This window comes from Campylobacter sp. CFSAN093233 (genome assembly GCF_011068165.1).
Lineage (GTDB): Bacteria > Campylobacterota > Campylobacteria > Campylobacterales > Campylobacteraceae > Campylobacter_D > Campylobacter_D jejuni.
Genome location: NZ_JAAMWY010000006.1, coordinates 265,974 through 284,419 on the forward strand (window position 1 = coordinate 265,974; position 18,446 = coordinate 284,419).

The following is an 18,446-nucleotide window of genomic DNA, read 5'->3' on the forward strand; positions in this document are numbered from 1 at the left end:
TTGTTTATAGTGCTATTTTTAAGGTTTTCTTGCACTTTAAAAACGACAGAAAATCAAGAGTTTAAGAAAAAGAAAGTATAATTATAAAGTTTAAGTTGCTAACTTGTCTCGGTGTTGAGAAAGGAGGCTCTAAAATGTGGGATAAAATTTTAACAATTTTAATCTTAATCTTAGAGCTAATTAGAGAGCTTATAAAACTCTAATATTTTTTAACACAGATAAATTTTAACTAAATCCGCTTAGCATAAACTTAAACGATTATACAATGCCGAGACTTGCGGATTTACTCGGCTTTTCTTAAACTCCTTTAATGCTTAAATGGGGCAACTTTTACAAATTAACTACTTGAGAATTTACCTTTTTGTTTTATTTCCTATTCTAAAGAACTCAGTTGTCCCTTTTAAGCATTAATCTAAAAGGAGAAAAAAATGAAAGCTTATCACACAAAAGAACAAGTCATCATTAAACTTAGCAAAGATGAATATAGAAAAGAAATGAAGCTAAATAAGTCTTTAAAAGATGAAAATAAATCTTTAAAAACTGAAATTTCTAATCTTGAAAATGAAAAAATAGAACTTTTAAAAGAGTTAAAAGATCAAATAGAAGCAAATATGAAAAATATAAAAGAAATTAGCTCTTTGCAAAATAAAATTTATGAGCTTCTTTATATAAAAGAAAGGTCGAAACTATGTTCCTAAATAGTAAAAAAAATGAAAAAATAAGATATTTAGAAAAAGAAATTCAAAGGCTAAAAGGTGTAATAGCATTAAAAGATACTGCTATAAATGAAATTTCATTGAAGCTAGAAGAAGAAATTAAAATCAATGTAAAACTTAGTAATTTTCGTATAAAAATACTTGATGCTTTAGGGCTTATAGGCGTTTTTAAAAATGATGATAAAGCTATTAAAGAAGTAAAAAGATTAAAGGATAAAGAATGCAAATAACATCAAAACAACAAGAAAAAATAGTTTTAGAACTATTATTAAAAAATGGAATTATAGATAATTTCTATTGCATTGATAAAAGAATTACTACAAGGCTTGGAGCTTATATTTATAATCTTCGAAATAAAGGTTATGAAATAGAAACAGTTAGAAACAAAGAAACGAGAAATACTTTTTATATTTTAAAAAGCACTCCAAAAATAAAAAAGGCAGGATAAAATGAATTGCAGAATAATTAACTTAGAACAAGGTAGCCATGAATGGTTAAATTTTAGAAAAGGAAAAATAGGTGCATCGATGGTAGCATCTTGCGTAGGTATCAAAGGTGCTTTTAATTCCAAAGAAGAAGCAAAAGATATCATCTTGGGACTTAAAGAAGTTTATCAAAATGAAGCTATGAAAAAAGGCAATAACTATGAAGCTTTGATTAGAGCTAGAGTTGAGTTTTTACATTCTGTGAGTATCACTCCTGTAGTTTTGCAAAGTCTAGAAAATGAAATGTTTATAGCAAGTTTAGATGGTATTGATGAAAATGGGGTTGTTTATGAGTTTAAATATTCGCAAGATGAGTATGATTTTATCAAAAGAAATAAAAAGCCAAGTGATAAATACTACGCTCAAGTGCAATTTCAACTCTATATCAGTGGTAAAGAAAAATGCATTTTTGTAGCCATGAATAAAGAAGAAGAGATTGTAGAGTGCGAAGTTTCAAAAGATGAAGCTTATCAAGAATGGTTGGTTAAAAATATAAAGCAATTTATATTAGATTATATCATAGATCAAAAAAGTGAATATAAAGAGCTTGAAGATACTAAAGCAAAAAATCTAACGATTGAAATTATAAGGCTTGAAAACACGATTAAACCTATTAAAGAAAAGCTAGAAAGTCTTAAAAAAGAACTCATAGCCTTAGCAAATGGAGAAAAAGCAAGATGTTTGGATATTACAATTTATCCGCAAAGTAGAACTACAATTGATTATAAGGGCTTTTTAGAGCAAAAAAATATTACTGTGCCTAAAGAGTTTTATAAAGAAAGTATTTCAATGTGTTTAAAAATCAAAAAAGGAGCATAAAATGAGTAATGAAGTTGTATTAAAAGAAGAAAATAAATTAGAAATAAATTTTAATCCTTATGAGTTGGCTTTGGTAAAAGGTGATTTATCAAAACTTAGTGATGTAGAACGAGCGAGTTATGTTAAAAATCTTTGTGAAAGTTTAAGCTTAAACATGCTTACAAAGCCTTTTGAATATATAGTATTAAATGGCAAACTTACTTTATATGCAAATAAATCAGCAACAGATCAGCTAAGACAAATAAGAAAAGTAAGTATTACAAAAACAGAAGTGGCACAAGTTGGCGATATTTATATGGTTACAGCCTACGCAGCAACACCAGATGGAAGAACTGATTGCGATACAGGTGCTTTAAATATTAAAAATTTAGGTGGCGATAATTTAGCAAACGCAATAATGAAAGCTATCACAAAAGCAAAAAGGCGTGTAACCTTAAGTATTTGCGGACTTGGAATGCTTGATGAAAGTGAATTAGAAACAATAAAGGAAAAGCGATTTTTAAATCCAAATGAAGATTTAAAAGTTTGGGGTAGTGATGAAAAAATAGCTTTAGAAAATAAAGCAAAAGAGATAAAAGCTTTAGGTGCTGAACTTAGAAAATTTATGAGTGATAATGGTTTAAACACCCAAGAGCAAAACAATTTTATAAAAAAACATTCTTTATTTACAAGTGAAAAAATACAAGAAGTTCTAAGTAATAAAGATGAATTTTTAACACAATTAAAAGGAGGATTATAATGTTACCAGCATTTAAGGCAAGTTTTGAAGTGGCAAATTATTCGCCAAGCGTAGAGTATTTAAGTGAAGGTGGGCTTTATAGCGGAGTTTTCCGCAAAGCCTTTTTATATGATAAATTGGCAAGCGATGGAAGCAATAATACTTTTATTTGTTTTGAATTTTTAACCAGAAAAGAGCAAAAACTAGCTATTTTTAATCTTTTTGTAGCTAAAAATAACGATTTTAGCTATATCAATAAAAATGGAGAAAAAGAAAATTATTTAGGATTTAGACAATTAAATGCTATTATGAAATTCTTTGGAATTGATGAACTTGATTTTAGCGAAAAGGGAAATGAGAATGTTTTTGGGGTGCAGACTGAAGTTATTTATCTAAATTCTTTAGTTAATAAACTTTTAGTTTTAGGTTTTGGAACAGAAGAATATTTAAGTAAAAATGGAGAACTTGCTAACAAAATCTTTCTTGATAGAATTTTTAATGAAAAAATGCAAAGCATGGATGAGTTTCAAAATAATAAAGAGCCTTTATCTATAAAATCTTTTAAAGCAAGGCATAAATCTTTAAATAACGACAATAATAAATCATTTATTCCAAAAGAAAATCAAAGCTATAATCCTTATGGAAATGAAGTAAAAAACAATAACAATGAAAAATATATCGAAATAGGAGATGATGATGATGAAAGTTTGCCGTTCTAATTATCTTGAAATTGTAAAAATCGTTCCATTTAGCGAGAGGAGAAGTTGCTTTTGTCATTTTTTAAGAAGCAATGGGATTGCAATTGAAAAAATAAATTATAAAAATCACATAAGTAAAAAAGAACTCAGAAAGGCTTACAAAATTTACAAAAGTAAGCCAAGCGGAAGAAATTACTTTCATGAAAAAAAGCTTATTATTAAAGCTTTTGAAGATGTTGAAAAATTTTTAAGGAATAAAAATGAAACTAAAAGACTTTGATTTTAGAATTTGGGATAATACTGAAAAGAGATATCTTAATGAAATAGAACTTCATAAATATGACAAATCTCCTGTAGAAGCAGGAGCCACATTTACTGAAACTGACAGAATTAATGAAGTAGAGTTTGTAAAGAATAAGAATGATTTAGAGATAGAGTTATTTACAGGCTACTATGATTACAAAGGTAATAAAATCTATATAGGAGATATTATAGAATGCTTAGTATTTACTAATGAAAAAAATTCAGAAATATTTTATGAAATTATTTGTTTTGATATGGAGTTGGGATTGTGTTCTAAATTATCTAATGGAGATGGTGGGTACTTATTTGACCTTCGTAGACATAAAAATAATAAAACAATTGAAGATGTATATGTCGTAGGCAATATACACGAAAATAAAGAATTATTGAAAGGATGAAGATGAAAATAATTAAATATGGAAATGATGAAGGAATTGTGTTCGACAATGGCAACTCATTGTGGGACACTTATAGTCAAAGTTGTTGTGAATACAATTACGCAGAGTGGGATCAATTAGAACCATCAGCGTTAAATTATGACTTTGATGAAGAAAGTTTTCAACTGGTGCCAAATGATTATGGTTTCAGATTTGGAGATAAAAACAGAACATTCTTTATTCCTTGTTACTCGGAACAAAATGGAGAGTATAGTTATAGGATAACAATAATATATGAAGACAAATCTGGGAAAACTTTAAAAGAAATAAACACTGAATGCGAGGGAGCTGAGGAGTAAAAATGAAACTAAATTTATATAACGACCATTTTCAAAATTTTAAAAGATATAATATACCAAAAGCACAGCTTGTAATAGCTGATATTCCTTATAATCTAAGAAACAATGCTTATGCTTCATCTCCTGAATGGTATATAAATGGGGATAATAAAAATGGAGAAAGCAAAAAAGCAAACAAGGCATTTTTTGATACAGATAATGATTTTAGAGTTAGCGAATTTATGCACTTTTGCTCAAAAATGCTTATAAAAGAACCTAAAGAATGCGGTAAAAGTCCTTGCATGATTGTTTTTTGCTCTTTTGAACAACAAGTAATGTTAATTGAAGTAGCTAAAAAATATGGCTTTAATCATTATATAAATTTGGTTTTTAGAAAACAAAGCTCATCTCAAGTTTTAAAAGCAAATATGAAAATAGTTGGAAATTGTGAATATGCTTTAATCTTATATCGTGAAAAACTTCCAAAATTTAACAATGATGGAAAGATGATTTATAACTGCATGGATTGGCAAAAAGATGAAGGTATTCCTAAAGTACATCCCACACAAAAGCCTATTAAATTGCTAGAAAGATTAATCACTATTTTTACAGATGCAGGTGATGTTGTTATAGATCCATGCGCTGGAAGCGGAAGCACTCTTTTAGCAGCTACAAATTTAAACCGCAAAGCTTATGGCTTTGAGATTAAAAAAGACTTTTTTAAAAGTGCTAATGAAATTATGTTTAAACATATAGAAAGAAGTCTATTTGCTTAAGTAAAATTTTGATAAAATAATAAAAGAATAATTATTAATAAAGAAAGAAATACATGTCAGAACAAACTTATGAGTTAAGATTTGAATATTTTAATGAAGAAAATGCTACATTATTTTTCCAAAAAATTACAGATTTTTTACTAAGTATTGATAAGTTGAATAATTCATTAGTATCTGTTTTTGGTATAGAAATTGATATAAATATTCAAATTAAATCTATAGAAAAAGGCTCTATAAGAATATGGATTGCTGAAAAACTTAACAAAATAAGCGATGAAAATCAAAGACTAAATTCTTTAAATCATCATCAAAAAATCGGCTACAAATCACAATTAGCACAGCAAAAGGAAAAATATGAAAACAAAATCAAAGCCCTAAAATACGACCTAGACCATAAAAACGAGTTAAGCTTTAAAAGAAAGCTTAGTCAAAAAGAATTGCTTGAGCTTAGAAAAATACTTGCTCGTGATTATGGAATGATTTGCATAAAAGAATGGGAAATGAGTTTATTTGCCGAAAAAATAGGTAAAGATACTGTTTTTGAAGCTGTTTTAAATAAATTAGAAAAAGAGCTTAAGTATTGGAAAAATTATGATGAATTTGAAGAAAAATGGAAAAAAATATTAAGGAAATAAGATGGGAATTTTAAAAAGACTTGATGAAACTATCATTATCGAAGATGATAGAAAAAGTGAAAAAGAATTAGTTGAGTATTGCATTTTAGAAGGTATTTCTTTAAATGATGCAAACTTAGAAAATCTAAATTTAAGTGGTTTGGATTTTGATAATGTATTTATAAATGGTGCTAGTTTTAAAAATTCTAATTTAAATGATATTTCAAGCAAAAATGCATCTTTTATAGATTGTGATTTCAGCGGTGCAAGTTTTAATTTTTGTAATTTCTTAAGAACAGAATTTGAAAATTGTATATTTGAAAATGTAGATCTTAGGGATTGTATAGGAGATATGAAAAATATCTTTAGTGTTGTCGTTGATACCTATGTTATGACTTTTACAAAAACCATGATGAATTTAGGTTGTGATACTAAAACAATAAAAGAATGGCGTAATTTAAGCGTTGATGATTTAGAAGATGAAGAACAGAAATGGCTTTGGAATTATTACAAGGATACTATTTTTGAAATTATAGATAAAAGATTAGGAGTTGAAAATGGTTAAAAAATATTTTAGAGAAAAAGAATTGAGCGAATATTTAGGAGTTAGTATAACATCATTATTTAAGTTAAGACAAGATGGTAAAATACCTTACATTCGCATAGGAAAATCCATAAGATATGAAATAAAAGAAATAGAAAAATGGCTTAAAGCTAAAAGACATTAAAAGCAAAACTCACAAAGAGAGTTTAAGTAATTTCCATACCATTGCATAAGTTTTACTCTTAAATCAATTGCCTTGGCTCTGTTGTAAGCCCTTTCTATTTCATTACCGTTTATATGATGTAATATCATTTCTGCTATATCCTTACTAATACCTTGCTGAATTAACTCATTGCTTTTATTAGTATAAACACTTCTAAAAGTAGAACGATATCCATGTATAGTGTGCTCTAAATTATAAAATTTAAAAAATCTTACAGCAAAATTTTCGCTAATAGTTCCATTATTATTAGCGAAAATATACTTTTTATCTCCATTTAAAATTCTTTGTATATCTAGTATCTTTAAAGCATATTTATTTAAAGGGATAATATTATCACCATTAGTTCTTACTTTCATTTCATCTGCTTTTATAATCCAAAGATTGTTTTCAAAGTCAATATCACTCCATTTGGCAAATCGAATATTTTTACTTCTTTGTGCTGTTAAAAGCGTAAAATAAATTGCATTAATTATAGTTGTATTTGTCCGTGGATGATTTTTATATTCTTTCATACATTCTAACATATTTTTTATTTCTTGTTCTTCTACTATAGCTTTAAAATGTTTAACTTTATTGTGATTTGCTTCATTGTAAAATTTCTTTAAATCTTTCAATTGAAGTATTATATCTGTTTTTAAGTCACCTCTTTGTCTACTAATCTCAAATATCCTACATAGCAAAGATATATTTTTATTTATTGTTTCGTATATTCCTTTTTTCTGCATTAAATCATAAATAGGTAGAAAATCATCTTTTTTCAATTCATTTATATCTTTTTGTCCCAAAGTTGGAATAATATATTTTTTAAAAATTGACTGTTCTTTTTTGATTGTAGCTGAATTTAATTTTTTAGATTTTATATCAACATAAAGAAAATTTGCTTTTTCAAGTGTCATAACCTTATCATTTTTGCCGATAAATTTTCCATCATACATTGATTTTAAAAGATCTTTTGCTTTTTCTCTTGCATTTGTAACATTTAAAACACCTTTTTGGCATTCCCCTATTGTTATAAAATTTTTAAATTTTGAAGCTCTTAAATAAAAAACTTTTTTACCTGTTGGATTAACTCGGACATATAATTCTTTTGGTTCTCCTACGCTAATCATATACCTTTTATCTTTTATTTCTAAATTGTCTATATCTTTTTGAGTTAGCATTAAAAAAACCTTTTTTTAGTATTTTTGTAGCCAGAATTAGCTTTTTTACTTTGGCTACATAAATGGCTACAGAATTATAAGAAAAAATAGAAAAAATTTCAATCATAATGAAAAATTTTAATGTAGAAAAGTTGTTAAAATAGTGTATTTTGTATCTTAATATTACTTAATGAATTACTACTTGGTGTCCACGGCGAGATTCGAACTCACGGCCTCAAAATTAGGAATTTTGCGCTCTATCCTGCTGAGCTACGAGGACAGAAAGCGGGAAAAATCCCGCTAAAAATTTAACCGTTTCTTTTTTTGATGATTTCATCCGCAACATTTTTAGGAACTTCATCATAGTGATCAAATTCCATAGAATAAGTCGCACGACCTTGAGTTTGACTTCTAAGATCAGTAGAATAACCAAACATTTCAGCCAAAGGACAAAATGCTGTGATGATTTTATTTCCACCACGCTCATCCATGCTATTTACTTGACCACGGCGTTTGTTAAGATCTCCAATAACATCACCCATGTAATCTTCAGGAGTTTCTACTTCAACTTTCATCATAGGCTCTAAGATCACAGCACCTGCTTTTCTAGCACCTTCTTTAAAGCCCATAGAAGCAGCAAGTTTAAACGCCATCTCAGATGAATCCACCTCGTGATAACTTCCATCATAAACAGTTACTTTAACATCTTCCACAGGATAACCTGCTAAAACACCATTTTGTAATGCTTCTTGAACACCTTTATCAACTGCAGGAATGTATTCTTTTGGAATTACTCCACCTTTGATATCATTAACAAATTCATATCCACTACCTGGCTCAAGTGGTTCAAGGCGTAAGAATACATGTCCATACTGACCACGACCACCTGATTGTTTAGCGTATTTGTATTCTTGTTCAACAGTTTTTCTAATAGTTTCGCGATAAGCAACTTGTGGTTGACCTACTTCAGCTTCAACTTTAAATTCACGAAGCATTCTATCAACGATAATTTCAAGGTGTAACTCACCCATACCTGAAATGATAGTTTGGCCACTTTCTTCATCTGTAGAAACTCTAAAACTTGGATCTTCTTGTGCTAATTTATTTAAAGCAATAGACATTTTTTCTTGATCTGCTTTAGTTTTTGGCTCAACTGCAACAGAAATAACTGGATCTGGAAAATCCATTCTTTCAAGGATTACCTTATCTTTTTCACTTACAAGAGTATCCCCTGTTAAAGTATCTTTAAGTCCTACAACAGCACCAATTTCGCCTGCGTAAAGCACTTTAATCTCTTCTCTTTTGTTAGAGTGCATTTTTAACAAACGACCAATTCTTTCTTTTTTATCTTTAGTTGAGTTATAAGCATAAGAACCACTTTCTAAACAACCGCGATAAACACGCACGAAAGTAAGTTGTCCTACAAATGGATCTGTCATAATTTTAAATGCAAGTCCTGCAAACTCGCCATCATCAGTTGATTTTACAGAAACTTCTGTGCCATCTTCATATTCACCCTTGATATTTGCCACTTCATCAGGAGCTGGTAAATAAGCCACAACAGCATCAAGTAAAGGTTGAACCCCTTTATTTTTAAACGCTGTACCGCAAAGCATAGGAACGATAGAAAGACTTAAACATCCTGCTTTAATCCCTGTTTTAATCTCTTCAAGGCTTAATTCTTCTCCGCCTAAATATTTTTCCATCAACTCATCTGAAGTTTCAGAAACTGCTTCTATCATTTTTGTGCGATATTCTTCTGCCTTTTCTTTAAGTTCAGCTGGAATTTCTTTTTCTACATAATCCGTTGGCTTAGTATCATCTTCCCAAACTAAAGCTTTCATAGTTACAAGATCGATTACGCCTTTAAAATTATCCTCAGCACCGATTGGAATTTGAAGTGGAACTGGATTAGCTTTTAAACGGTTGCGAATTTGATCTTCTACATTGTAGAAATTTGCACCGATTCTATCCATTTTGTTTACAAATACTATTCTTGGAACACCATATTTATTTGCTTGTCTCCAAACTGTTTCACTTTGAGGCTGCACCCCACCCACTGAACAAAATACCGCAACAGCACCATCAAGAACACGCATAGATCTTTCAACTTCAATTGTAAAATCCACGTGGCCTGGAGTGTCAATAAGATTGATTTGATGATCTTTCCAAAAACAAGTTGTAGCCGCAGAAGTGATAGTAATCCCGCGCTCTTTCTCTTGTTCCATCCAGTCCATAGTTGCAGCACCATCATGAACTTCACCGATTTTATGACTCATGCCTGTAAAGAAAAGAATTCTTTCAGATGTAGTCGTTTTACCCGCATCAATGTGAGCAGCAATACCGATATTTCTAACTTTTTTTAAAGGAGTACTTCTTGACATACACACTCCTTCTTACCAACGATAGTGAGCAAATGCTTTATTTGCTTCAGCCATTTTATAAGTATCTTCTTTCTTCTTAAATGAAGCACCTTTGCTATTTGCTGCATCTAAAAGCTCAGCTGCAAGTTTATCAATCATAGTTCTTTCGCTTCTTTTTCTTGCAAAAGAAATAATCCAACGAATCGCCAAAGCTTGTTGTCTAGCAGGACGAACTTCAACTGGAACTTGATAAGTTGCACCACCTACACGACGAGATTTTACTTCTAATAAAGGCTTAATATTTTCAATCGCATCATTAAAAATATCAATACCTTTTTTCTCGCCACCTTTTTTATCAATAGCTTCCAAAGCACCATACATAATTGTTGTAGCTGTGCTTTTTTTACCATCATACATTAAAGAATTAATAAATTTTGTGATTACTTTATTACCATAAATCGGATCAGGCAAGACTTCTCTTACCGGAGCTTTTCTTCTTCTCATTATTTTTCCTTCAAATTTTAAATTTTACTCAAACAAAATCAAATCTAACGGATTTGTCTGTATGAATGATTATTTTGCAGCGCCTGCTTTAGGACGTTTAGCACCATATTTAGAACGAGAAACTGTTCTTTTTGCAACACCTGCTGTATCAAGAGCACCACGAACGATGTGATATTTAACCCCTGGTAAGTCTTTTACCCTACCACCACGCACTAAAACAATGCTGTGTTCTTGCAAGTTATGACCTTCACCGCCGATATAGCTGATCACTTCAAAGCCACTAGTAAGTCTTACTTTGGCAACTTTTCTTAACGCTGAGTTTGGTTTTTTAGGTGTTGTAGTATAAACCCTAGTGCAAACTCCCCTTCTTTGTGGACAATTTTTAAGCGCTGGAGATTTAGATTTTTCTAAAACTTTTTTGCGCTCTTTTCTAACCAATTGATTTATGGTAGGCACAATAATTCCTTTCTTTAAAAATGTAATAAACTTTGGATGATATCTAAAATTTACTTATAAAAATATAAACTAGAAATAATTTAAATGCTTTTAAAAATTTTTATAAAATAAACCTACATAATTTACATTAATATTTATAAAACATAAACTAATTTTTAATTATTGTTTTACTTATAAAAATAATCTTACTCATTTTAGACAAAATGAAAAATTCCAAAATTGATTTTAAGAAATTACTAAAAAAGTGTTTAATCCATAGTTATAAAGCATCATACTTGATTCCAAGATTATAATAACTCCTATCTAAAAATTTAGATAGGATAAAAATCATTGTTTATTAGTATTATACTGCAAATATACCACATGGGTAGCTAAATATTCTTCAAGACCATGTTTTCCATCAGCTCCGCCTATGCCACTTTTTCTAAAGCCTGCATGAAAACCTTGCATAGCCTCAAAATTTTCACGATTAATATAAGTTTCACCAAATTTAATTTCTCTGCTAGCTCTCATTGCTATATCTAAATTTTGTGTATAAATAGAACTTGTAAGACCATATTCACAATCATTTGCCATATCAATAGCTTCATCAAGTGTATCAAATTTAGCAATAGGCAAAATGGGAGCAAAAATTTCTTTTTGCATAATTTCATCCTCATGCTTAACATTAGTAAGAACACTTGCAGGAAAATAATACCCACTTGTATCAGTGATTTTTCCACCGCATTCCACAACTGCTCCTTTAGCTGTAGCTCTTTGAAGCATTGCTAAAGCATTATCAACCCCTGCTTGATTGACCAATGGTCCCATATCAAAATCACCTTTTAAGGTATTTCCAACACTTACCTTACTCATGGCTTTTACAAATTTATCTACAAATTCATCATAAATGCTTGTATGCACATAAGCTCTTTCGGCACAATTACAAACCTGTCCATTATTGCAAATTCGACTTGCCTTAATCGCTTCTACTGCCAAATCAATATCCGCATCTTTACACACTATAGCAGGAGCTTTTCCGCCAAGTTCTAAAGAAACCTTTATGATATTTTTAGCTGCAGCTTCCATTACTCTAGCCCCTGCTTCAACACTTCCTGTAAGACTTACCATGCCTATATTTTCATTGCTTGATAATTCATATCCTACTACACTACCTTTACCTGCAACCAAATTAAACACACCTTTTGGTAAAGAACTTTGCGAAACAAGTTTTGCAAATTCAAAAGCATTGTTTGGAGTTTCACTACTTGGCTTTATCACTATGGTATTTCCTGTTAGTAAAGCAGGTGCCATCTTCCTTGCGATTAAGAAAAATGGAAAATTCCAAGGTAAAATTCCACCAATTACCCCAATAGCACTTTTATATAAATATATATGCTCATTAGCTCTATCGCTTTGTATGATTTCACCTTCATATCTTCTAGCCCATTCGGCCGTATAATCCATATAATCTGCTGCAAAATTAACCTCCACGCTGGCTAAAGCTCTAGTTTTTCCTTGCTCTTGCATTAAAATTTCTGTTAAGAAATTAGCATTTTTGCGTATTAAACTAGCTATTTCTCTTAAATGATTTGCTCTCTCAATTGCTGGCTTAGTCTCCCAGGATTTTTGTGCTTTTTTGGCTGCTTCAATCGCTCTTTTGGCATCTTCTAAAGAAGCACTCGCTACTTTTGAAATTACTTCTTTAGTAGCTGGATTTAAAACTTCGATAAAATCCCCATTATGTGAGATAAATTCTCCATCAATATAATTTAAATAAGTTGTCATTTTTTCTCCTTTTTTAGTCTAAGTGAAACACTTCTTCCATATTTAGCCACTTTTGTCCTGCATAACCTAAAGATATTTGACAAGGATCTGTTACTTTCCACCATTTTTGCGTGTTTTCATCTCTTGCCATCTTAGCCATATCTGCTTCAAAATCAGCACCCACATATTCAAAATATGCAAATAAATATTCTCCAAACAAATAAATGGAATAATTTTGTATATTACATTCTTTAATCATCTCACAAACCCTTTCATAAGGCTTTGCATGAAGATTTTTATATTTTTGTATCTTCTCTTTTTTTATCTTTATGATTTGACCGTATCTTTGCATTCATTCTCCTTTATAAATTGATAAAGCATTTTTATAAAATATCAAGTCCAAATCTTTAAAAACCTTACTTTGTATAATCAACTCAATCCATTGCTTTGGAGACAAATTAGACACTGGATAATTACTGCCAAATATAAACTTATCCTCGCTAAAATTTTCTTTTAAAAAAGCAAAAAGTTCAAAAATAAATTCCTTAGGAGTTTCTTGTGAAAAATCATCAGGAGTAGAAAGCTTGATATATAAATTTGGAAATTTTTTCAAAAGATTTAAATCTTTTTTGTATTCATTTAAACGATTTATTTTTGGACTTCCTAGATGATTTAAAACTACTTTTAAATTTGAATTTTTATTTAAAAAATTTTCCAAAAAACTGAGTTCTTCATTTTTCATACAAGCTTCAAAAGGTATATTAAAAGTTTTTAAAATTTCTATTTTTTCTTCAAAATCTACTTCAAACAATCTTTTAGCTCCTTTTTTGCTTACATGCATTACTTCTCTAAAAGAATTAAGTTTTTCTTTATGTTTTAAATCTGCTAGACAAAGCAAAAGATTATGAAGCTTTTTTTGTTCCAAAGCAAACAAGATTTCCTTTTCCAAATCATCACTATTAACCTCAACATACATAGCACCTATAAATTCAAATTCTTTATATTCTTATTTCATCCTAAAAAAATCATAATTTTGCTCTAATTTTTCATCGTCTTTCATCCATGAAATAGGTATTTTTCCCAAATCCCAAAGGTGCAGATGAGCATCAAAAATCTTTTGCATTTTTTCTCACTTTTGAACCTATAAAGCCATACCAAGCCACATATAAAAACAAAGGTGCGATTGCTAAATACCCAGTGCCTGTACCATAATGATCATTAATAAAGCCTATAATTATAGGCATAATCGCTCCACCTACTATACTCATCACAAGCAAAGATCCGCCTAGTTTTACTTGATTTAAAGGTAAATTTTTTGTTGCTACCGCAAAAATAGTAGGAAAAGAAATAGACATAAAGAAAAATAAAGCTATTAAAAGCACTATGCTAAAAAACCCGCTAACAAAATATAAACTAAGACATATAAGCACATTGATTAGAGAATAAAATCCTAAAATTTTTTCACCTTTGATTATCTTCATCAAAGGAGTAGAAACAATGCGTCCTAACATAAATGCAACCAAAGCTATAGAAAAATAATAAGCACCTTGCGCATCTTTTAAACCTTCATTATGTTCCACAACATAATTGATAAAAAAAGCTCCTGCTGCAACTTGATTGGCTATATACAAAAACTGTGCTAAAAGCCCTAAGTTAAAATGTCTGTGTTTAAAAACATATATGGGCTTAGAATCATCTTTTTGCTTATAATCATCACTTACCGCACTTCCTTCTGGAAGCTTATTTGCAACAAAAGCAATTAAAATCAAAATAACAATGACAGCAATTCCTATATAAACAAGCTGGACATTTCCCATATTAGCTACCAATGCAGCCTCGATTTGCTCTTTACTCGCACCCTCTTCTTGTTTAGTAATAGATAAAAATAAAGCTCCGCCTATAATAGGTCCTACAAATTGCCCCAAACCATTAAAACTTTGCGCAGCATTGATTCTAAAACTCGCATTTTTTTCATCACCAAGCTTTGTCATGTAGGGATTTGCACTAGTTTCTAAAGAACCAATACCACAAGCTAAAATAAAAAACGCAAACAAAAACAAATGAAAAGAAGCCAAATTTGTAGCAGGTATAATAAGCAAAGCTCCTATGGCATAAAGAGCTAAGCCAAAAATGATTCCCATTTTATAAGAAAATCTATTGGCTATATAACCTGCGGGTAAGGCTATGATAAAATAAGCACCAAAATAAGCAAACTGTAAAAAACCACTTTCATGCTGGCTAATATGAAGATGATTTTGAAAATTTTTATTCATCACATCAATAAGTCCATAGCTTACTCCCCATAAAAAGAAAAGAGAAGTTACCAAAACAATAGCTATTTTTATATTTTTAGAATCAGTCATTTTTTACTCCTTAGTTTTCATCCCAATTTAATGCTCTATCTAAATGCACATAACCTCCATCTGGCATTAAAATTTGCCCTGTAGTATGTGAAGCAAGGGGACTAAGTGTAAAAACCGCTGTATTTGCAATTTCCTCTATGGTAGTAAAACGATGGCCTAAAGGTATAGCTTTTGCGATTTTTTCATATTGCTCTTTAGGATTAGGAAAATTTTGCAGCCATTTTTCATAAAGAGGAGTCATAACTTCAGCAGGAGCTATAGCATTTACCCTAACATTATCCTTAGCAAAAGCACAAGCCCATTCTCTAGTAAAACCCATTTGAGCCGCTTTGGCCGAAGCATAAGCTGAAGTTCTTCCTTGTCCTGTGATGCCTGTTTTACTCACTATATTTAAAATACTGCCTTGTTCTTTTTTAATGTAAGGCAAACATTCTTTGGTCATAGTATAATAATGAAAAAGATTATTTTCATAAGATTTTATCAAATCTTGAGTACTTGTATTTTCAATATGTAAATTATCATTTGTACCTGCATTATTTACAAGAGCATAGATTCCACCATGTTTGATAGCAACTTTTTTTACAAGCTTTTCAATTTGCTCATAATTTTTTAAATCAATTTCATAAAATTCATACTCACTAGATAATTTTTTTAATTCTTTATCGTGCTCTTTAGGCATAGATCTTGAAAAAATTACAGGAATTCCGCCTTCGCTTGCCCATAATTTAGCAATACCATACCCAATACCTTTAGCCCCTCCTGTAATAATACAAACCTTATTTTTAATTTTTAAATCCATTTATTCTCCTTTATCTAAATTTAAAGTTATTTTTAAATGTATTAATACCAATACACCTAAAATTGCTATCAATGCTAACACTATAAGTCCAAACTCAACTCCAAAATGATTTTCTATATATGTTTTTAAAGTAGGAGCTACAAAACCTCCTAAATTTCCCAAGGATCCTATAAGAGCAATAGCAGCCGCGGCTCCTTTTCCTTTTAAAACTTGAGTTGGCAAATTCCAAAATATAGGCTGAATGACTATAAAACCTATAGCAGCCAAGCTAATAAAAAATAAAAATGCCGCCAAATTTGTAACAAAAGTTGAAGCTATCATGCTCAAACTTGCTAGCAGTAAAAATAAAATCGCATGTAAATTCCAAGAATGTTTTTTATCAGCCAATGAGGTAAATATTGGCAAGGCGATAAAAACAAAAATCCAAGGTATGGCATTTAAAAGTCCAACTTCAAAACCTACATTTATTTGCAATATTTGGGCAATTTTACTTGGTAAATAAAAAAGCACTCCATAAACACTTAATTGAATACAAAAATAAACAAATACAAATTTCCACACCAAAATACTTTTAAAAATATCTTTTATAGAATAATCCTTAGCTTTAGTATTGGAAATTTCAATATGTTTTAGCAAAATATCTTTTTCTTTTATATCTAACCATTTTGCATCTTTTGGATGTGAATCAAGATAAAATAAACAAAAAATACCTACTAAAACGGTAATACCTCCTTCTATTAAAAACATCCATTGCCAATTTTTAAAATATATATTTGGTGTATAATCAAGTATAAAACCGCTAATTAAAGAACCAAAAACAAAAGCAATTGGAACTCCCATTTGATAAATTCCATAAGCTTTTGATCGATATATAGCTGGGAAAAAATAACTAAGGTATAAAATAATGCCTGGACTAAAACCTGCTTCAGTTAAACCCAATAAAAATCTTAATACATAAAAACTTATTTCTCCTTGTATAAAAATCATTGCCATAGTTACAAGTCCCCAAGTGATCATTATGCGACTTAACCAAATTTTTGCTCCTAATTTATGCAAAAATAAATTTGAAGGCACTTCAAAAATGGCATAACCTATAAAAAATATTCCAGCACCCAAAGCATAAGCAGCCTCACCGATGCCTGCATCAATTTCTATATGAGATTTCACAAAGCTAATATTTGTCCTATCAAGCATAGAAAGACAAAACATCAAAACAATCAAAGGCAAAATACGCCAAGATATTTTTTTACATACTAACTCTAACTTTATTGAATTTGCATGTTTCATCACTTTACCCTTTAACAAGTTGTAGCAAGTCTCCAAACTGAAAAATCATTTTGCTCGTTAAGCTCGGCTTTTACCAATTCTCCATCTGAAATTCGCACGATTAATTCTATAAGCTCATCACGCACTTCTTCTTTTGTTTTTACCCCATCTATAATGCTTCCTGCGTTAATATCAATAGCATCATTCATATTTTCATAACAAAAAGTATTAGAACTCATTTTGATAGTAGGCACGATAGCAGAACCCGTTGGAGTGCCACGACCTGTAGTAAAAACACAAATATTTGCTCCACCTGCAACCATAGCACTAAGTTGTTCTATATCATTGCCTGGTGTATTCATAAAAGTTAAACCTTTAGAAACTACAGGCTTAGCATAATCAATCACATCCATTAAGGTTTTAGTTCCTGCCTTATAAACACAGCCTAAAGATTTTTCCTCTATAGTACTAAGCCCGCCTGCCATATTTCCTGGGCTAGGATTTGCTCCTCGAATATCAGCATGAAAAGATTTGACTAAATTCTCATAAGCTAAAATCTTATCATATACCTTTTTAGCTATTTCATCGTTTTTTGCTCTCTTAGCTAGTATGGCTTCACAACCTATAAGTTCTGTAGTTTCTGCTAAAATTACCGCACCACCCTCATCGATTACAAAATCACTCAAACTTCCTAAAGCAGGATTAGCACTAAGTCCGCTATAGCTATCACTTCCACCGCATTCTGTGCCTAAAATCAAATCACTGAAATCTCCTTCACTTTTTTGTAATTTTGCAGCACTTTCAAGCATTTCATTGACTATTTTGATACCATTTTCAATGGTATTTTTACTACCACCACATTCTTGTATCACTAAATATTCAACCTTTTTATAAGGCGTTGCTTCTTTGATTTTTTCTGCTACTGCTTTGGCTTGTATTACCTCACAACCAAGCCCTATAATTAAAACACCAAAAACATTGGCATTGCTCCCATGACCTATTAAAACATCTCTAGTTTGTAAAGCATCAAATTCAAGCTGGGAGCAACCATGCTGATGGTTGATATAAACTGCTCCATTACATTTTCTAGCTATATTTTCACACACTTTATTAGCACAATGTACACTTGGTATGATAATGACTTTATTTCTTAAGCCAAATTTTCCATCTTCCCTTCTATAACCCATTATCTTTTTCAT

At 30.3% G+C, this 18,446-nt stretch carries 23 protein-coding genes, 1 tRNA gene and 1 pseudogene; 13 read left to right on the forward strand and 12 right to left on the reverse strand.

The genetic code is table 11. From position 1 onward, the window contains the following. The first annotated feature begins 428 nt into the window (after nt 1-428). From FBF15_RS05840 to FBF15_RS05900, 13 genes are read left to right on the forward strand one after another with little or no spacing between them, the layout of a single operon-like run. Nucleotides 429-698, forward strand: a complete 270-nt coding sequence (locus FBF15_RS05840) for a hypothetical protein (protein ID WP_002874357.1) — start codon at nt 429-431, stop codon at nt 696-698. Beyond that, on the forward strand, nt 689-946 hold the full coding sequence (locus FBF15_RS05845; RefSeq protein ID WP_002865124.1) for a hypothetical protein: 258 nt from the start codon (nt 689-691) through the stop codon (nt 944-946). Before FBF15_RS05840 ends, FBF15_RS05845 begins: the two co-directional genes overlap by 10 nt. Then, complete coding sequence (locus FBF15_RS05850; protein WP_002874355.1) at nt 937-1,164, forward strand: helix-turn-helix domain-containing protein; 228 nt, start codon at nt 937-939, stop codon at nt 1,162-1,164. The genes FBF15_RS05845 and FBF15_RS05850 overlap by 10 nt, the downstream gene beginning before the upstream one ends. Before the next feature lies 1 nt (nt 1,165). After that, nucleotides 1,166-2,020 carry a lambda-exonuclease family protein gene (locus FBF15_RS05855; RefSeq protein WP_011049697.1) on the forward strand — a complete coding sequence of 285 codons (855 nt, stop codon included), beginning with the start codon at nt 1,166-1,168 and terminating at the stop codon, nt 2,018-2,020. Between the two features lies 1 nt (nt 2,021). After that, nucleotides 2,022-2,759, forward strand: coding sequence for a hypothetical protein (locus FBF15_RS05860; RefSeq protein WP_002873576.1), 738 nt, complete (start codon nt 2,022-2,024; stop codon nt 2,757-2,759). Then, nucleotides 2,759-3,457 carry a hypothetical protein gene (locus FBF15_RS05865; RefSeq protein ID WP_052773603.1) on the forward strand — a complete coding sequence of 233 codons (699 nt, stop codon included), beginning with the start codon at nt 2,759-2,761 and terminating at the stop codon, nt 3,455-3,457. Before FBF15_RS05860 ends, FBF15_RS05865 begins: the two co-directional genes overlap by 1 nt. Further along, the gene (locus tag FBF15_RS05870) at nt 3,438-3,716 is read left to right on the forward strand and encodes a hypothetical protein (RefSeq protein WP_002874351.1); all 279 of its coding nucleotides are present in this window, start codon (nt 3,438-3,440) and stop codon (nt 3,714-3,716) included. Before FBF15_RS05865 ends, FBF15_RS05870 begins: the two co-directional genes overlap by 20 nt. After that, the gene (locus tag FBF15_RS05875) at nt 3,697-4,137 is read left to right on the forward strand and encodes a YopX family protein (protein ID WP_002801610.1); all 441 of its coding nucleotides are present in this window, start codon (nt 3,697-3,699) and stop codon (nt 4,135-4,137) included. The genes FBF15_RS05870 and FBF15_RS05875 overlap by 20 nt, the downstream gene beginning before the upstream one ends. 2 nt (nt 4,138-4,139) lie before the next feature. Further along, on the forward strand, nt 4,140-4,475 hold the full coding sequence (locus FBF15_RS05880; RefSeq protein WP_002874350.1) for a hypothetical protein: 336 nt from the start codon (nt 4,140-4,142) through the stop codon (nt 4,473-4,475). 2 nt (nt 4,476-4,477) lie between these two features. Continuing rightward, complete coding sequence (locus FBF15_RS05885; RefSeq protein WP_052819867.1) at nt 4,478-5,230, forward strand: site-specific DNA-methyltransferase; 753 nt, start codon at nt 4,478-4,480, stop codon at nt 5,228-5,230. Nucleotides 5,231-5,283: 53 nt separating this feature from the next. After that, complete coding sequence (locus FBF15_RS09695) at nt 5,284-5,865, forward strand: phage regulatory protein (protein WP_165434600.1); 582 nt, start codon at nt 5,284-5,286, stop codon at nt 5,863-5,865. A 1-nt stretch (nt 5,866) separates the two neighbouring features. Continuing rightward, nucleotides 5,867-6,409 carry a pentapeptide repeat-containing protein gene (locus FBF15_RS05895; RefSeq protein ID WP_002801905.1) on the forward strand — a complete coding sequence of 181 codons (543 nt, stop codon included), beginning with the start codon at nt 5,867-5,869 and terminating at the stop codon, nt 6,407-6,409. Beyond that, the gene (locus FBF15_RS05900) at nt 6,402-6,572 is read left to right on the forward strand and encodes a helix-turn-helix domain-containing protein (RefSeq protein ID WP_002864902.1); all 171 of its coding nucleotides are present in this window, start codon (nt 6,402-6,404) and stop codon (nt 6,570-6,572) included. The genes FBF15_RS05895 and FBF15_RS05900 overlap by 8 nt, the downstream gene beginning before the upstream one ends. On the opposite strand, the gene FBF15_RS05905 is transcribed toward FBF15_RS05900, so the two are convergent. The 12 genes and pseudogenes from FBF15_RS05905 to FBF15_RS05960 all read right to left on the reverse strand — a co-directional run bounded on the left by FBF15_RS05905 (nt 6,569) and on the right by FBF15_RS05960 (nt 18,446). Continuing rightward, the gene (locus FBF15_RS05905; RefSeq protein ID WP_002874346.1) at nt 6,569-7,771 is read right to left on the reverse strand and encodes a site-specific integrase; all 1,203 of its coding nucleotides are present in this window, start codon (nt 7,769-7,771) and stop codon (nt 6,569-6,571) included. The genes FBF15_RS05900 and FBF15_RS05905 overlap by 4 nt on opposite strands. 182 nt (nt 7,772-7,953) lie before the next feature. Next, nucleotides 7,954-8,030: transfer RNA gene (locus FBF15_RS05910), tRNA-Arg, on the reverse strand. A 28-nt stretch (nt 8,031-8,058) separates the two neighbouring features. Continuing rightward, nucleotides 8,059-10,134: an elongation factor G gene (fusA, locus tag FBF15_RS05915; protein ID WP_002797112.1), complete on the reverse strand. Its 2,076-nt coding sequence runs from the start codon at nt 10,132-10,134 to the stop codon at nt 8,059-8,061. Between the two features lie 12 nt (nt 10,135-10,146). Then, nucleotides 10,147-10,617: a 30S ribosomal protein S7 gene (gene rpsG, locus FBF15_RS05920; RefSeq protein ID WP_002779471.1), complete on the reverse strand. Its 471-nt coding sequence runs from the start codon at nt 10,615-10,617 to the stop codon at nt 10,147-10,149. 69 nt (nt 10,618-10,686) lie between these two features. Next, the gene (rpsL, locus tag FBF15_RS05925) at nt 10,687-11,073 is read right to left on the reverse strand and encodes a 30S ribosomal protein S12 (protein WP_002782934.1); all 387 of its coding nucleotides are present in this window, start codon (nt 11,071-11,073) and stop codon (nt 10,687-10,689) included. Between the two features lie 327 nt (nt 11,074-11,400). Then, entirely contained in the window at nt 11,401-12,840 is a 1,440-nt protein-coding gene (gene aldA / locus FBF15_RS05930) for an aldehyde dehydrogenase (RefSeq protein ID WP_052803874.1), read from the reverse strand. Between the two features lie 13 nt (nt 12,841-12,853). Beyond that, on the reverse strand, nt 12,854-13,171 hold the full coding sequence (locus FBF15_RS05935) for an L-rhamnose mutarotase (RefSeq protein ID WP_038816774.1): 318 nt from the start codon (nt 13,169-13,171) through the stop codon (nt 12,854-12,856). Beyond that, nucleotides 13,172-13,942 (reverse strand): annotated as a pseudogene (locus FBF15_RS05940) (amidohydrolase family protein). After that, nucleotides 13,926-15,182 carry an L-fucose:H+ symporter permease gene (fucP, locus tag FBF15_RS05945; RefSeq protein ID WP_038817160.1) on the reverse strand — a complete coding sequence of 419 codons (1,257 nt, stop codon included), beginning with the start codon at nt 15,180-15,182 and terminating at the stop codon, nt 13,926-13,928. The pseudogene FBF15_RS05940 and the gene fucP overlap by 17 nt, the downstream one beginning before the upstream one ends. 10 nt (nt 15,183-15,192) lie before the next feature. After that, complete coding sequence (locus FBF15_RS05950) at nt 15,193-15,981, reverse strand: SDR family oxidoreductase (protein ID WP_002825115.1); 789 nt, start codon at nt 15,979-15,981, stop codon at nt 15,193-15,195. Then, complete coding sequence (locus FBF15_RS05955) at nt 15,982-17,268, reverse strand: MFS transporter (protein WP_002872874.1); 1,287 nt, start codon at nt 17,266-17,268, stop codon at nt 15,982-15,984. A gap of 11 nt (nt 17,269-17,279) precedes the next feature. Next, the gene (locus tag FBF15_RS05960) at nt 17,280-18,446 is read right to left on the reverse strand and encodes a UxaA family hydrolase (protein ID WP_002871641.1); all 1,167 of its coding nucleotides are present in this window, start codon (nt 18,444-18,446) and stop codon (nt 17,280-17,282) included.

What these genes read in the sequence shown, in the direction of transcription:
- FBF15_RS05840 (WP_002874357.1), top strand. Translation starts at nt 429, where the DNA reads ATGAAAGCTTATCACACAAAAGAACAAGTCATCATTAAACTTAGCAAA.
- rpsG (WP_002779471.1), bottom strand. Translation starts at nt 10,617, where the DNA reads ATGAGAAGAAGAAAAGCTCCGGTAAGAGAAGTCTTGCCTGATCCGATT.
- FBF15_RS05935 (WP_038816774.1), bottom strand. Translation starts at nt 13,171, where the DNA reads ATGCAAAGATACGGTCAAATCATAAAGATAAAAAAAGAGAAGATACAA.
- FBF15_RS05875 (WP_002801610.1), top strand. Translation starts at nt 3,697, where the DNA reads ATGAAACTAAAAGACTTTGATTTTAGAATTTGGGATAATACTGAAAAG.
- fusA (WP_002797112.1), bottom strand. Translation starts at nt 10,134, where the DNA reads ATGTCAAGAAGTACTCCTTTAAAAAAAGTTAGAAATATCGGTATTGCT.
- FBF15_RS05855 (WP_011049697.1), top strand. Translation starts at nt 1,166, where the DNA reads ATGAATTGCAGAATAATTAACTTAGAACAAGGTAGCCATGAATGGTTA.
- FBF15_RS05960 (WP_002871641.1), bottom strand. Translation starts at nt 18,446, where the DNA reads ATGAAAAAGATAATGGGTTATAGAAGGGAAGATGGAAAATTTGGCTTA.
- FBF15_RS05870 (WP_002874351.1), top strand. Translation starts at nt 3,438, where the DNA reads ATGAAAGTTTGCCGTTCTAATTATCTTGAAATTGTAAAAATCGTTCCA.
- FBF15_RS05845 (WP_002865124.1), top strand. Translation starts at nt 689, where the DNA reads ATGTTCCTAAATAGTAAAAAAAATGAAAAAATAAGATATTTAGAAAAA.
- FBF15_RS05950 (WP_002825115.1), bottom strand. Translation starts at nt 15,981, where the DNA reads ATGGATTTAAAAATTAAAAATAAGGTTTGTATTATTACAGGAGGGGCT.
- FBF15_RS05865 (WP_052773603.1), top strand. Translation starts at nt 2,759, where the DNA reads ATGTTACCAGCATTTAAGGCAAGTTTTGAAGTGGCAAATTATTCGCCA.
- FBF15_RS05880 (WP_002874350.1), top strand. Translation starts at nt 4,140, where the DNA reads ATGAAAATAATTAAATATGGAAATGATGAAGGAATTGTGTTCGACAAT.
- FBF15_RS05955 (WP_002872874.1), bottom strand. Translation starts at nt 17,268, where the DNA reads ATGAAACATGCAAATTCAATAAAGTTAGAGTTAGTATGTAAAAAAATA.
- FBF15_RS05850 (WP_002874355.1), top strand. Translation starts at nt 937, where the DNA reads ATGCAAATAACATCAAAACAACAAGAAAAAATAGTTTTAGAACTATTA.
- FBF15_RS05905 (WP_002874346.1), bottom strand. Translation starts at nt 7,771, where the DNA reads ATGCTAACTCAAAAAGATATAGACAATTTAGAAATAAAAGATAAAAGG.
- FBF15_RS09695 (WP_165434600.1), top strand. Translation starts at nt 5,284, where the DNA reads ATGTCAGAACAAACTTATGAGTTAAGATTTGAATATTTTAATGAAGAA.
- FBF15_RS05900 (WP_002864902.1), top strand. Translation starts at nt 6,402, where the DNA reads ATGGTTAAAAAATATTTTAGAGAAAAAGAATTGAGCGAATATTTAGGA.
- fucP (WP_038817160.1), bottom strand. Translation starts at nt 15,182, where the DNA reads ATGACTGATTCTAAAAATATAAAAATAGCTATTGTTTTGGTAACTTCT.
- FBF15_RS05885 (WP_052819867.1), top strand. Translation starts at nt 4,478, where the DNA reads ATGAAACTAAATTTATATAACGACCATTTTCAAAATTTTAAAAGATAT.
- aldA (WP_052803874.1), bottom strand. Translation starts at nt 12,840, where the DNA reads ATGACAACTTATTTAAATTATATTGATGGAGAATTTATCTCACATAAT.
- FBF15_RS05895 (WP_002801905.1), top strand. Translation starts at nt 5,867, where the DNA reads ATGGGAATTTTAAAAAGACTTGATGAAACTATCATTATCGAAGATGAT.
- FBF15_RS05860 (WP_002873576.1), top strand. Translation starts at nt 2,022, where the DNA reads ATGAGTAATGAAGTTGTATTAAAAGAAGAAAATAAATTAGAAATAAAT.